We start from the raw sequence: 12562 nt of genomic DNA, 5'->3' as shown, positions 1-12562 counted from the left end.
CTCGTCCCGTGATGCGCGACGAGCGGAGGACGAGGGGCGGCGGGAGAGAGAATGCCGGGGGTTTCGCCCTCCGACGGTCCCCGGCCCTCCACTCCTCACCGGGAGCCCCGCCGCCGCAACCTGTGGATGCCGCGTCGTCGGCCCCGTGAGGACCGCGACAGCCGCCGCGCGGGTCAGCCGGCGTCGACGATGCCGCCCTCGACGCGAGCGCCGGGGGCGAGGGAGGGGTCGGCGACCTCGATGCCGAAGAGGGCGGAGAGCGCGTCGACGTACTCGTCGGCACGGCCGGTCTCGGCGAGTTCGTGCGCGCGCGTGGTGGGAGTGTGCAGCAGCACGCCCACGAGGTGGCGGAGCGCCTGCTCGGTCTGTCCCCCCTCGTCGCCGCGGGCACGCACGCGCGCGACCTCGGAATCGAGGACGCCGAAGACGTGGGCGCGGAGCGCGACGACCGCGGGAGTGATGTTCTTGCGCTCGCCGACCGAGGTGAAGCGGCGGGCGGCGTCGCGGACGAGGTCGCGCGCGGCATCCGTCGCCTGCAGCTCTTCGAGCGGGGCGTGCAGGCGGATGGTCTCGAGGTCGAGCAGATCGACACCGGCGACCGTGGCGACGTCGGGGTCGACGTTGCGGGGCAGGCCCAGGTCGATCACGAGGCGGCGTGCGGTGTGGTCGACGGGGCAGACTCCCGCGCTTCCTTCGACGGCGGTCTCGTAGGCGCCGCGCCCCGCGGCGAACGTGGCCGCGCTCAGCACGTAGTGCTCGGCGGTGGTGCACGTGATGACGAGGTCGGCGTGGGCGACGGCGCGGGGGAAGGTCTCGGCCGACACGGCGCGCAGGCCGTGCTTGAGGGCGAACTTCGCCGCCCGACCCGAAGGCGAGTGCACCGAGATGTCTTCTGCGCCCTGATCGCGCAGGGCGGCGACGGTGGCCGCGGCGTAGGCGCCGGTGCCCACGAGGAGCACGCGCTGCGTCGACCAGTCGGCGATGCGGCTGTCGGCGAGTTCGAGGCCGAGACGCACGAGCGATCGACCCGCGCGACCGATGGCGGTGGAGTTCTTCACGCCGCGCTGCGCCTCGGACGCCCGCTGGAACAGTCGCTCCAGTTCGGCGGAGGTGGTGCCGAGCTTGCGCGACTCGGTGAGGGCGCGGCGCACCTGGCCGGCGATCTCGCCCTCGCCGACGACGACGGATTCGAGACCGGATGCCACCGAGAACAGGTGCTCGGCGACCTCACTGCCGCCCAGCACGGTGTATCCGCCCTCGAGCTCGCTGGCGGGCACACCGGTGGCGGCCTCGATCGCGGCGAGAGTGGCTTCGATGCCGAGTGCGACGGCGGCGGTCACCGGCTCGTCCATGTCGACGTAGGCCTCGAAGCGGTTGCACGTCGCCACGACGACGGCACCCTGCACGCACTCGTCGTGCGCGGCGATCAACGGGGCGACGGGGGTGCGGGGTACGCTGAGCCGCTCGAGGAGCTCGAAGGGCGCGGTCTTGTGACTCGCGCTGACGCACAACAACACTCCGTCATTCTACGCCCGGGTGTCGCGAGGTGTTCCGGACGGCGTCTCGACGTCAAGGCATCCCCTTCGCCCCCAGGGGGCGGGTGGGAGGATGGATGCCATGGCCTCCCTCGATGCACCCCTCCTCCGCGCCCTCCGTGGCGACCGCCCCGAGCGGCAGCCGGTGTGGTTCATGCGTCAGGCGGGGCGTTCATTGCCGGAGTACCGGGAGCTCCGCGTGGGTACCCGCATGCTCGATGCGTGCCTGACCCCCGACCTCGCGGCCGAGATCACGCTGCAGCCGATCCGCCGCCACGACGTGGATGCCGCCATCTTCTTCAGCGACATCGTCGTTCCCCTGCGTCTCGCCGGTGTCGACGTGGTCATCGAGCCCGGCCGCGGCCCGGTGTTCGCCGATCCGGTGCGCACGGCTGATGACGTCGTCCGCATCACGGCGATCGACCCCGCCGAGGTGGCCGCTGCGGCCGAGCCCGTCCGCGAGGCGGCGCGCAGGGTCACGGCCGAGCTCAGCGACGCGGTGCCCCTCATCGGTTTCGCGGGAGCGCCGTTCACCCTCGCGGCCTATCTGGTCGAGGGTGGACCGTCGAAGGAGCACCTGCGCGCCCGCGGCATGATGCACGCCGACCCCGCCTCGTGGCACCGTCTGGCCGGCTGGCTCGCGAAGGTCTCGCGCGCGTTCCTCGACGCGCAGATCGAGGGCGGCGCGCAGGCGGTGCAGCTCTTCGACTCGTGGGCCGGCTCGCTGTCGCCGTCGACCTTCCGGGAGTTCATCGCCCCGCACTCGCACGAGGCGCTCGAGGGCATCGAGGTCCCCCGCATCCACTTCGGCGTCGGAACCGGCGCGTTCCTCGATGACATGCGTCTCGGGGGCCTCGCCGACGCGGTCGGTGTCGACTGGCGGATGCCGCTCGACGAGGCCGCCGCCCTGGTCGGCCCCGACGTCACCCTGCAGGGCAACATCGACCCGGCGCTGCTCGGCGCCCCCTGGCCCGTGCTCGAAGCCCACGTCGACGACGTGCTCGCTCGCGGCCGCGCGGCGCGTGCGCACGTGCTGAACCTCGGCCACGGCGTGCCGCCCGACACCGACCCCGAGGTGCTGACCCGCATCGTCGCGCACGCGCACGCGCACGCGCACGGGCAGCTGGCGGATGCCAACCGTACGGCCGCCACGGGCAGCGGCACGGCCGACGAGAGCGCAGGCGGGAACGCCGCGTGAGCGAGGCCCTCGACCGGCTGGTCCAGCATGCGCACGAAACCCGTGTCGTGGTCGTCGGCGGTGGCGTCTCGGGTCTCGTCGCGGCGCGCGAGTGCGCGAAGGTCGGGCTGCAGGTCACGGTGATCGAGAAGTCCGACGCCTTCGGCGGTGTCCTCCGTTCCGCGGAGGTCGGCGGCATGACCCTCGACGTGGGGGCGGAGAGCTTTGCGACCCGGGGCGGAGTCGTTCGCGCACTGCTCGCCGAACTCGACCTCGGCGACGCCGTCGTGTCGCCGAATCCGGCGGGTGCGTGGGTTGCGGGTGTGCCCGGTGTCGGTGCGGCACCGCTCCCGAAGGGCGGGGTGCTCGGCATCCCCGACAATCCCTTCGCCCCCGACGTGCGTCGCATCATCGGCTGGTCGGGTGCGTGGCGGGCCTACCTCGATCGGCTGCGGCCACCCCTGACGATCGGCCACGCGCACAGCCTGGGCAAGCTCGTTCGGTCGCGCCTGGGCTCCCGGGTGCTCGACCGCCTCGTCGCCCCCGTCACCAGCGGGGTGTACTCCGCGCGCCCCGACGACATCGACGTCGACCTCGCCGCCCCCGGCCTCAACGCCGCGCTCACCCGCACCGGCTCGCTGACGGGCGCCGTCGCCGAGCTTCGCGCGCGTCGATCGGGCGTGAAGCCGGTCGACGCCCCGGCATCCGAGGTTCCCCTCGCCGCCGGTTCGGTTCCGGCTCCCGCCCCGGGCGGCGCCGTCGACGGGCTCGCCGGGGGGATGTCGCGCCTCGTCGACGCGCTCGTCGCCGACCTTCGAGAGAACTTCGTCGATCTGCGCACGGGCGTCTCCGCCGAGAGCCTCTCCCGCACCGATGGCGGGTGGTCGGTGACGACCTCGGTCGACGACGAGCCGCTCGTCGCGCGAGCCGTCATCGTCGCCCTGCCCGAGGGGCCCGCGCGAGCGCTGCTCGCCCCCGTGGTCCCCGGTCTCGAGGTGGCCGACCCGATCGCCCCGATCGTGGAGGTGGTGACCCTGGTGGTGAATGCCCCGGTGCTCGATCTCGCTCCCCGCGGCACCGGCGTCCTGACGGTGCCCGGCAGTCACACCGCCAAGGCCCTCACCCACTCGAGCGCGAAGTGGGACTGGGTGCGGGATGCCGCCGAGCCCGGCGTCCACGTGGTGCGGGTGTCCTTCGGCGCGCAGGGCGAAGAGCCGGCCACCGCGGCGCTCGACGACGATGCTGCGGCGCGCCTCGCGCTGTCGGAGGCGGCGGCTCTGCTCGGCGTCGAGTTGTCGGCATCCGCTCTCCTGGCTGCCCACCGCTCGCGCTACGTGCAGTCGCAGCCGGCCGCGACGATCGGTCGCGCGGCCGTGACCGCCGCGGCGCGCGGTGCCGTGAGGGCCGTCGACGGTCTCGGCGCGACCGGGGCGTGGATCTCGGGCACGGGACTCGCGCAGGTGATCCCCGATGCGCGCGAGGAGGCCGACCGTGTGCGCAGCGCTGCGCTCTGGCGCGGGTGAGCATCGTCGCGATCGACCATGCGCGCTCCCGTGTCAAGGGCGGATGCCGGATGCGGCATACATCGCTACTGTGAGACTCGACCAGCACTCGATCGAGCGTGAGGAGACCCCATGAGGGGCAAAGCAGCACTCGTCGTCGGACTCGTGGCGGGCTACGTGCTCGGAGCACGCGCCGGCCGCCAGCGTTACGAGCAGATCAAAGAGCAAGCCGAGAAGGTCTGGGAGCAGCCCGCCGTGCAGGGACAGGTCGAGAAGGTGAAGGCGCTGGGCGTCTCCGCCCTCAAGTCCGTCCCCGGTGTGGTGTGGAAGGGCGCGAAGTCGGTCACCAACGCGGCGTCGGGCTCGGGCACCGTTCAGGAGCGCGCCGAGCGCGCCGGACGTGCGGCCAAGAAGTCGGCGCACGAAGTCGCCGACGTGGTCGAGGATTCCGTCGACGACGCGAAGAAGGCCGAGAAGACGGCCACCGCGCGGGCCAAGGCGGCCCAGGGCGGCTCCAACGCATCGGAGAGCTGACGCGCATGACGACTCCTCGCGGATTCCGCGACCGCTCCGACGACGGTCTGTTCACTCTCATCGGCGACATCCCCGAACTGGTGCGCAACCTCGTCATCGCCGAGATCAACGGCGCGAAGGCGTGGGCGCAGCGCACGGCGAAAGACGCCGGGATCGGCGCCGGCTGGTTCGTCGGTGCGCTGGTCGTGCTGTTCTGGGCCGTTCCGGTGTTCTTCGCCTTCGTCATCGCCGGACTGTCGTCGTGGTGGCCGGTATGGCTGTCGGCTCTCGTGGTCTTCGGCGTGATGGTCGTGATCACCGCGATCCTGGCGCTGCTGGGTTACCTGCGTTTCAAGAAGCTGTCCAACCGCGAGAACCCGGGCAAGGCCATCGCCGAAGACGTCCGCATCGTGAAGGAGGCCCGTGATGAGTATTGATCGTCCCGTCCCCGTGCCCCGTACCGCCGTGCCGCTCGGCATCACCGACCCCGTCGAGTCGGCCCGTGCCGAGCTCAAGGCGGCGTTGGCCGCGATCGAGGTCAAAGCGAACGTCCCGCGTCGCGCGAGCGACGCCGTCGACCGTGCGGTCAGCGACGTGCGGGCCAAGGCCCGGCAGAACCCCGCCGCGGCCGCCGCGGCGGTTGCGGGTGTCGCGGTTGCCGTCGGCCTCGCCGTCTGGGGCATCGTCAACGCCTACACGCGCTGAGAAGTCCGGATGAACGGCCCGCCCCTCCGGGGACCGGGCCGTTCTCCGTTCGCGGCGGATGAGGTCGAGCGTGTCGACGTCTCCGGGTGAGCCGCGGGTTCCGGTCCCTTCGAGAGGCTCAGGGATCGTGGTTGCTGCTCGGGGAGGCGCGATGATGCGGAAGGCTGAGCCCGTCGACGTCTCCGCCGCCGCTCACGGCTCGGCGGCGAACAGTCCCTGCAGCAGATCTTCGAAGTATTCAGGCGTCACGGCGATCGGGCCCGCGTACGCGTGGTCGAAGCCGGCGATGGCGTAGAGCAGCAGCGCGACGAAAAGGGCCAGCATGCCCGACATCAGCAGGTGCACGCGGAGGTTGCGCACCTCGATGAGGCCGATGAGGATCGCGTTCAGCACCGCGCCGACGGCCAGCACGATCCACAGCACGCTCGGCAGGGCCAGGTGGGTGAGCGCGATGCGCTCCCGGCGACTCTCCACGAGCGAATGGAACTGATCGAGCGACTGCTGGACGTACAGGATCTCGGCGGGCGAGCTGGGCTGCACGGAGGCGATCGCCTGCTGCATCGCCGTGATGTTGGCATCGGTTTCGGCGGGGATCTGGAGCTGCCGCTGCAGGGGCCAGTCCAGCTCGATGACGTTGCGCGTGTACTCGGCGATCTGCTGCTGCAGCTGCGTCGACGCCGGTTCCGGGAGCAGCGCCCCCGTGCGGTACAGCGCGGCGAGCGTCGAGGACTCCTCGAGCACGATCCCGTCGACCTCGGTGAAGTTGCCGTAGGCGGCCGCGGCGATCAGCGCCAGGGTCACTCCGTAGAAGACGCCGTAGGCGCCGACCGCGTAGCTGAGGACGCGGTCCCACTCCTCACCCTGGGGTGCGACACGGAAGACCCATTTGCGAAGGATCAGCAGGATGGCGCAGGAGCCGCCGACCACGAGCACGATGAACACCGGCAGTCCCACGGACAACGGCAGGTCGTAGAGCCACATCGAGCACCCCTTCACGGCGGCATCCCCCGACGCCGTCGTCGCACAGTACCAATGGCGGGCGACGCGCCGCACCTGTCGGTCTTCCACCGGCGAGTCAACCGGTTTGGCCCGCCGCCGCGGCGAGACGAGACTAGGAACCATGTCCCACGACAGCTCTTCTTCCGTATACACACTGTGGGCGGTCTTCCGCCGCGATCCCGAGAACCCCGTCACCGCCGTCGACGCCACCGAGCTCGCCGACCTCGTCTCGCTCGTCGAGGCCGACGGCGTCACGGTCCGAGGTTTCTACGACGTCAGCGGCCTCCGCGCCGACGCCGACCTCATGGTCTGGCTGCACGGCGAAGACCCGCAGGCGCTGCAGCGCGATCTGCGCCGCCTGCGTCGCACCGAACTCCTGAAGAACCTCCTGCCCACCTGGAACGCCATGGGCGTGCACCGCGACGCGGAGTTCAACCGCTCGCACGTCCCCGGCTTCCTCCGAGGCATCGAGGCGCAGCAGTGGCTGTGCCTGTACCCCTTCGTCCGCAGCTACGAGTGGTACCTGCTGCCCGAGGAGGAGCGCCGCGAGATGCTCATCGAGCACGGCAAGAAGGGCAGCGCCTACAAGGGCGTCATCGCCAACACGGTGGCATCCTTCGCCCTCGGCGACTACGAGTGGCTCCTGCCGATGGAGGCCGACGTGCTCACCGACCTCGTCGACATGATGCGCGATCTCCGCTACACCGAGGCCCGCCGGCACGTGCGCGAGGAGGTGCCGTTCTACACGGGTCGCCTCGTCACCCTCGACGAGATCCCCGAGATCCTGCAGTGACCACGTCGCTGCGCCTCGGCACCCGCCGGAGCGCCCTCGCGATGACGCAGTCGCAGACCGTCGCCGACGCCGTGGCCGCGGTGTCGGGGCGCGTCGTCGAACTGGTGCCGATCGTGTCGGAGGGAGACGTCAATCGCGCCTCCCTGTCGCAGCTCGGCGGACGCGGGGTGTTCGCGAACGGTCTGCGCGAGGCGCTCGCCGCCGACCGGTGCGACTTCCTCGTGCACTCGTTGAAGGATCTGCCCACGCTTCAGCCCGAGGGGCTGATCATCGCGGCGACGCCCGCGCGCGAGGACGCCCGTGACGTCGTCGTGACGCGCGACGGCACCCCGCTGGGCTCGCTCCCGTCGGGATCCCGCGTCGGCACAGGATCCCCTCGCCGCGTCGCGCAGGCCCTGCGGCACAACCCGCGGCTCGACATCCGCGACATCCGCGGCAACGTCGACTCGCGTCTCGCGCGGGTGCGCGACGGCGAATTGGATGCCGTCATCCTCGCGGCCGCCGGCATCTCGCGCCTCGGCGGCGATCTCGGCGGACTGCACGCCGAAGAGCTGGGTCTCGGGGAGTGGCCGACCGCTCCCGGGCAGGGCTCGCTGGCCGTCGAGACCCGCACCGACATCGACCCCGAGATCCACGACGCCCTCGCCCGACTCGACGACGCGCACACCCGCACCGCGATCACGGCGGAGCGCACGGTGCTCTCCGCTCTCGACGCCGGGTGCAGCGCGCCGGTGGGCACGCACGCGGCGATCGCCGACGGCGACCTGCGGTTGCGTGCCATCGTCTACGCCCTCGACGGCTCCCGCCGGATCGGTATCGATCGAACAGTGCGTCTGGACACGGGGTATGCTCGGGAACCGGGCAGTGGCAATGATGCAGATGCTGCCGACGACGGGGGACCCATTGCGCGTGCGACGCGTGCGGGCCAAGAAGCCGCGCGTCGGTTGCTCGAACGTGGGGCGGCCGACCTGGTACCACGAGAGTCGACCACATGAATGAAGGCCACTGGCACACGCCGAACCCCTCGACGGGCAGCGTGCCCAAGCCGCTTGCCGGGCGGCGCGTCCTCGTGCCGCGCGGGGGGCCCTGGGGCGACGGTGTCGCGGCTCGCCTGCGGCAGTACGGGGCTGTTCCGGTCATCGCGCCGTTGATCAACTTCGCGCCGACCAACGATCAGGCCACCCTCGATCAGGCACTAGCCGACCTCGCTTCCGGTGCGTTCGACTGGCTCACGCTCACCAGTGCGACCACCGTCGACGTGCTCTACGCGTACAAGGCGGTCATCCCCGCGCAGACGCGCGTCGCCGTCGTGGGTGAGACGACGGCCGCGGCGATGCAGGCCGTCGGCTACCGGGTCGACCTCGTGCCCGAGCGCGACAACTCGGCTCAGGGCATGGCCGAGCAGATGATCCACCTCGAGTCCGCCCCCCGCACGGTTCTCACCCTGCGCAGCGAGATCGCCAAGCCCGTGCTCACGCGCCTGCTCATCGAGGCCGGTCACGACGTGCGCAGTGTCGTGGCGTACCGCACCGTCGGAGTCCCCGTCTCCGACAAGATCGCGGGCGACGTGCACTCCGGCCGCATCAACGCGATCCTCGTCACCAGCGGCTCGGTCGCCGAACAGGTGGTCGAGCAGTTCCCCGACATCCCGGCATCCACCGTCATCGCCGCCATCGGACCGCGCACCGCGAAAGACGCCAAACGCGCCGGCCTCAGCGTCGACGTCGTCGCCGAACGGCAGACGGTCGACGCTCTCATCGAGGCGGTCGCCCGTTTCCCCGTCCCCACCGAATCGACCCCATGAGTTTTCCTGAGCACCGCCCGCGGCGCCTTCGCCGCACCCCCGCCGTCCGTCGTCTCGCCCGCGAGACGCAGCTCGTGCCTTCGCAGCTCGTGCTGCCGATGTTCGTGCGCGCGGGCATCGCCGAGCCGAGCCCCATCGGCTCGATGCCGGGGATCGTCCAACACTCCCTCGACTCCCTCCGCCGCGCAGTGGCCGAGGCGGCAGAGCAGCGCATCGGCGGCGTGATGCTGTTCGGTGTGCCCGAGACGCGTGATGCCGTGGGCAGCGGCGCCGACGACCCGAACGGCATCCTCAACGTCGCGACCGAGGCCGTCGTCGCCGAGGTGGGCGACACGCTGGTGGTGCAGACCGACCTGTGCCTCGACGAGTTCACCGACCACGGGCACTGCGGTGTTCTGCGGGCCGACGGGGCGGTCGACAACGACGCCACTCTCGAGCGCTACACCGCGATGGGTCTCGCGCAGGCGAGGGCGGGCTCGGCGATGCTGGGCCTGTCGGGCATGATGGACGGCCAGGTCGGCGCGGTGCGCGAGGCGCTGGATGCCGAGGGCTTCACCGACACGCTCATCCTGGCGTACTCCGCGAAGTACGCCGGGGCGTTCTACGGTCCGTTCCGCGAGGCCGTCGACTCGCAGTTGAAGGGCGACCGCCGCTCCTACCAGCTCGATCCCGGCAACGGCCGCGAGGGCGTTCGCGAAGCGCTGCTCGACGTCGAAGAGGGCGCCGACGTGGTCATGGTCAAGCCTGCTCTGCCGTACCTCGACGTGCTCGCCGACGTGAAGGCCTCGGTCGACGTGCCGGTGTGGGCATACCAGGTGTCGGGCGAGTACGCGATGGTCGAGGCCGCCGCCGCCCACGGCTGGATCGACCGCCGGGGCGCCATCATGGAGAGCCTGTTCGGCATCCGCCGTGCCGGCGCCGACGCTATCTTGACGTACTGGGCCCTCGAGGCCGCCCGCTGGCTCCGCGAAGAGCTCTGAGCCCCGCCCGCTGACGCGCGCTCGTGCGGCGCGCCGCGCTGACGCGCGGTGGCGTGAGTCGCCAGAATGTGTCGCTTCGACCGCCTCGGAGGCGACGAATCTTGGCGGCTCACGCGGGTGAGCGGTAGCGAAGCTGACCCGCGCGGAGCCGACACCTGCGCGCGCCCGGAAGAATGGATGCCATGACCGATCTCAACGACCAGTGGTTCGCCCGCGCCAAGGACGTCATCCCGGGCGGGGTGAACTCGCCCGTGCGCGCCTACGGATCCGTCGGCGGCACGCCGCGGTTCGTGCAGTCGGCGTCGGGTCCGCGCATCACGGATGCCGCGGGCCGCGAGTACGTCGACCTCGTCGCCTCGTGGGGTCCGGCACTGCTCGGTCATGCGCACCCCGAGGTCGTCGGCGCGGTGCAGTCCGCGGCGTCCCGGGGTCTGTCGTTCGGTGCGCCGACGGGGGCCGAGGTGGAGCTCGCCGACCTCGTCGCGCAGCGCGTGCAGGTCGGCGACCTGAAGCCGATCGAGAAGGTGCGCCTGGTCTCGACCGGCACCGAGGCGACGATGACGGCGATCCGCCTCGCGCGCGGCGTCACCGGTCGCGACCTGCTGATCAAGTTCGCCGGGCACTACCACGGCCACTCCGACGGACTCCTCGCCGCGGCGGGGTCGGGTGTCGCCACGCTCGCGCTGCCCGGCTCGGCGGGCGTTCCCGCCCCCATCGCCGCGCAGACGCTCGTGCTGCCCTACAACGACCTCGACGCCGTGCGCGAGGTGTTCGAGGTGCACGGCGAGGACATCGCCGCGATCATCGTCGAGGCGGCGTCGGCCAACATGGGTGTCGTGCCACCGCTGCCGGGCTTCAACGCGGCTCTCGCCGACATCGCGCACAGCCACGGCGCGCTGCTGATCGTCGACGAAGTGCTCACGGGCTTCCGCGTGCACCCCGCCGGTTTCTGGGGACTGCAGGCCTCGCGGGGCGAGCGGTACCTGCCCGACATCCTCACGTACGGCAAGGTCATCGGCGGAGGGATGCCGCTGGCCGCCCTCGCGGGCCGCGCCGAGATCATGGACCACCTGGCTCCCCTCGGCCCGGTCTACCAGGCCGGAACCCTGTCGGGGAACCCGCTGTCGGTCGCCGCGGGGCTGGCGACCCTGCGCCTCGCGACGCCCGAGGTGTACGCCGCGGTCGACGCCGCGGCCGCTCGGGTCGCCGACGCCCTCGACGCCGCGCTGACCGCCGAGGGCGTGGTGCACGTCGTCCCGCGCGCCGGTTCGCTGTTCGGCGTCGCCTTCCTGCCCGAGGTGCCGCTCGACTACGCCACGGCGCTCACCCAGCAGTCGTACCGCTACGCGGCGTTCTTCCATTCGATGCTGGATGCCGGGGTCTCGCTGCCGCCGAGCGTTTTCGAGGCGTGGTTCCTCACCGCCGCCCACGACGACGTCGCTCTCGAGCACGTTCTCGGTGCACTCCCGGCGGCGGCGAAGGCCGCGGCGGAGGCGCTGGATCCGACGCTGCTCGCGCAGTAGAGGTCACGTCGCTCGCGAGGAGGCAGGCGCGTCGAGTCGGGTGCGAGACTGGAGGGATGCAATCTCCCTCGCCCCGTGTCGTCGTGCTCGCCGGTGGAGTCGGGGGTGCGAAGTTCACCCTGGGCGTGCGCGCCGCGCTCCGTCGGTCCGGCGCGCCGGAGGCCACCGTCGTGGTCAATACCGGCGACGACCTCTGGCTCTCGGGGGTGCGGCTGCAACCCGACGTCGACTCGATCACCTATGCGCTCGCGGGGCAGAACGACACCGTGCGCGGGTGGGGTCGCGCCGGTGACACCGAGCGTGTGAACGAGGAGCTGCAGGCGTGGGGCGCGGGCTGGCCGTGGTTCACCCTGGGCGACCTCGACCTCGGCACGCACCTGGCGCGCACCGGTTGGCTCCGCGAGGGACTGACGCCCACCCAGGTGCTCGCTCGTATGGCGGAGCGGTGGCCGCTCGGCGTCCGGCTCCTGCCCATGACCGACGCCGAGGTCGACACGCACGTCTTGCTCGAGGACGGGGGTCGCCTGCATTTCCAGGAGTGGTGGACGCGGCACCGCGCGGAGCTCAGGCCTCGCGCGTTCGAGAACCCCGGGATCGCGGATGCCGTCCCGGCTCCGGGAGTGACGGATGCCATCGCGGCGGCCGACGTGGTGCTGCTCGCCCCGTCGAACCCCGTGGTGTCGATCGGGCCGATCCTCGCGGTTCCGGGTGTGCGGGAAGCGCTTCACGAGACGGCGGCCCGGGTCGTCGGCGTCTCGCCGATCATCGGCGGTCGCGTCGTTCGCGGCATGGCCGACGTGTGTTTGACAGCGATCGGGGTCGACACCGCGGCGGCCGCGGTCGCTCGGCATTACGGCGCGCGGTCGACCGGTGGCGTGCTCGACGCCTGGCTGCTCGCGGAAGAGGACGCGGCATCTGCCCCCGACCTGGAATCGGCGGGTATTCGCGCAATCGTGGCCCCGCTGTGGATGAGCGACGAGGACGCGTCCGCGGCGATCGCCGAGGCGGCCCTGCGGGCGTGAGCGGCGGAG

General features: G+C 71.8%; 13 protein-coding genes. 11 read left to right on the top strand and 2 right to left on the bottom strand.

Annotated features, from left to right (window positions below):
• Positions 1-173 precede the first annotated feature (173 nt).
• Positions 174-1517, bottom strand: a complete 1344-nt coding sequence (locus tag ACTJJP_RS10030) for a glutamyl-tRNA reductase (RefSeq protein WP_440774877.1) — start codon at positions 1515-1517, stop codon at positions 174-176.
• Positions 1518-1617: 100 nt separating this feature from the next.
• On the opposite strand from ACTJJP_RS10030, the gene hemE reads away from it, so the two are divergent.
• The 5 genes from hemE to ACTJJP_RS10005 all read left to right on the top strand — a co-directional run bounded on the left by hemE (position 1618) and on the right by ACTJJP_RS10005 (position 5432).
• The gene (hemE, locus tag ACTJJP_RS10025) at positions 1618-2733 is read left to right on the top strand and encodes a uroporphyrinogen decarboxylase (protein WP_440774876.1); all 1116 of its coding nucleotides are present in this window, start codon (positions 1618-1620) and stop codon (positions 2731-2733) included.
• Positions 2730-4235 (top strand): protoporphyrinogen oxidase, encoded by a 1506-nt coding sequence (gene hemG / locus ACTJJP_RS10020; protein ID WP_440774875.1) that lies wholly within the window; start codon positions 2730-2732, stop codon positions 4233-4235. The genes hemE and hemG overlap by 4 nt, the downstream gene beginning before the upstream one ends.
• A 111-nt stretch (positions 4236-4346) precedes the next feature.
• The gene (locus ACTJJP_RS10015; RefSeq protein WP_440774874.1) at positions 4347-4748 is read left to right on the top strand and encodes a hypothetical protein; all 402 of its coding nucleotides are present in this window, start codon (positions 4347-4349) and stop codon (positions 4746-4748) included.
• 5 nt (positions 4749-4753) lie between these two features.
• Positions 4754-5164 carry a phage holin family protein gene (locus tag ACTJJP_RS10010; RefSeq protein WP_440774873.1) on the top strand — a complete coding sequence of 137 codons (411 nt, stop codon included), beginning with the start codon at positions 4754-4756 and terminating at the stop codon, positions 5162-5164.
• Positions 5154-5432, top strand: a complete 279-nt coding sequence (locus ACTJJP_RS10005) for a hypothetical protein (RefSeq protein WP_440774872.1) — start codon at positions 5154-5156, stop codon at positions 5430-5432. The genes ACTJJP_RS10010 and ACTJJP_RS10005 overlap by 11 nt, the downstream gene beginning before the upstream one ends.
• A gap of 192 nt (positions 5433-5624) precedes the next feature.
• On the opposite strand, the gene ACTJJP_RS10000 is transcribed toward ACTJJP_RS10005, so the two are convergent.
• Complete coding sequence (locus tag ACTJJP_RS10000; RefSeq protein WP_440774871.1) at positions 5625-6500, bottom strand: bestrophin-like domain; 876 nt, start codon at positions 6498-6500, stop codon at positions 5625-5627.
• Between the two features lie 52 nt (positions 6501-6552).
• Between ACTJJP_RS10000 and hemQ the strand changes: the two genes are divergently transcribed.
• The 6 genes from hemQ (at position 6553) to cofD (ending at position 12553) form a co-directional block, all read left to right on the top strand.
• Positions 6553-7224 carry a hydrogen peroxide-dependent heme synthase gene (gene hemQ / locus ACTJJP_RS09995; protein ID WP_440774870.1) on the top strand — a complete coding sequence of 224 codons (672 nt, stop codon included), beginning with the start codon at positions 6553-6555 and terminating at the stop codon, positions 7222-7224.
• A complete protein-coding gene (hemC, locus tag ACTJJP_RS09990; protein ID WP_440774869.1) occupies positions 7221-8219 on the top strand; it encodes a hydroxymethylbilane synthase in 999 nt (332 codons plus the stop codon). The genes hemQ and hemC overlap by 4 nt, the downstream gene beginning before the upstream one ends.
• Positions 8216-9028 (top strand): uroporphyrinogen-III synthase, encoded by an 813-nt coding sequence (locus tag ACTJJP_RS09985; protein WP_440774868.1) that lies wholly within the window; start codon positions 8216-8218, stop codon positions 9026-9028. Before hemC ends, ACTJJP_RS09985 begins: the two co-directional genes overlap by 4 nt.
• Complete coding sequence (hemB, locus tag ACTJJP_RS09980; RefSeq protein WP_440774867.1) at positions 9025-10008, top strand: porphobilinogen synthase; 984 nt, start codon at positions 9025-9027, stop codon at positions 10006-10008. Before ACTJJP_RS09985 ends, hemB begins: the two co-directional genes overlap by 4 nt.
• Positions 10009-10190: 182 nt before the next feature.
• Entirely contained in the window at positions 10191-11531 is a 1341-nt protein-coding gene (hemL, locus tag ACTJJP_RS09975; RefSeq protein ID WP_440774866.1) for a glutamate-1-semialdehyde 2,1-aminomutase, read from the top strand.
• A gap of 56 nt (positions 11532-11587) precedes the next feature.
• Complete coding sequence (cofD, locus tag ACTJJP_RS09970; RefSeq protein WP_440774865.1) at positions 11588-12553, top strand: 2-phospho-L-lactate transferase; 966 nt, start codon at positions 11588-11590, stop codon at positions 12551-12553.
• Positions 12554-12562: the final 9 nt, after the last annotated feature.

The organism is Microbacterium sp. 22296 (assembly GCF_052045385.1).
Taxonomy (GTDB): domain Bacteria; phylum Actinomycetota; class Actinomycetes; order Actinomycetales; family Microbacteriaceae; genus Microbacterium.
The sequence above is the reverse complement of the archived record's forward strand: the minus strand, read 5'-3'. Positions and strand labels throughout refer to the sequence as shown.

What these genes read in the sequence shown, in the direction of transcription:
- cofD (WP_440774865.1), top strand. Translation starts at nt 11,588, where the DNA reads ATGCAATCTCCCTCGCCCCGTGTCGTCGTGCTCGCCGGTGGAGTCGGG.
- hemB (WP_440774867.1), top strand. Translation starts at nt 9,025, where the DNA reads ATGAGTTTTCCTGAGCACCGCCCGCGGCGCCTTCGCCGCACCCCCGCC.
- hemQ (WP_440774870.1), top strand. Translation starts at nt 6,553, where the DNA reads ATGTCCCACGACAGCTCTTCTTCCGTATACACACTGTGGGCGGTCTTC.
- ACTJJP_RS09985 (WP_440774868.1), top strand. Translation starts at nt 8,216, where the DNA reads ATGAATGAAGGCCACTGGCACACGCCGAACCCCTCGACGGGCAGCGTG.
- ACTJJP_RS10005 (WP_440774872.1), top strand. Translation starts at nt 5,154, where the DNA reads ATGAGTATTGATCGTCCCGTCCCCGTGCCCCGTACCGCCGTGCCGCTC.
- ACTJJP_RS10015 (WP_440774874.1), top strand. Translation starts at nt 4,347, where the DNA reads ATGAGGGGCAAAGCAGCACTCGTCGTCGGACTCGTGGCGGGCTACGTG.
- hemE (WP_440774876.1), top strand. Translation starts at nt 1,618, where the DNA reads ATGGCCTCCCTCGATGCACCCCTCCTCCGCGCCCTCCGTGGCGACCGC.
- ACTJJP_RS10010 (WP_440774873.1), top strand. Translation starts at nt 4,754, where the DNA reads ATGACGACTCCTCGCGGATTCCGCGACCGCTCCGACGACGGTCTGTTC.
- hemL (WP_440774866.1), top strand. Translation starts at nt 10,191, where the DNA reads ATGACCGATCTCAACGACCAGTGGTTCGCCCGCGCCAAGGACGTCATC.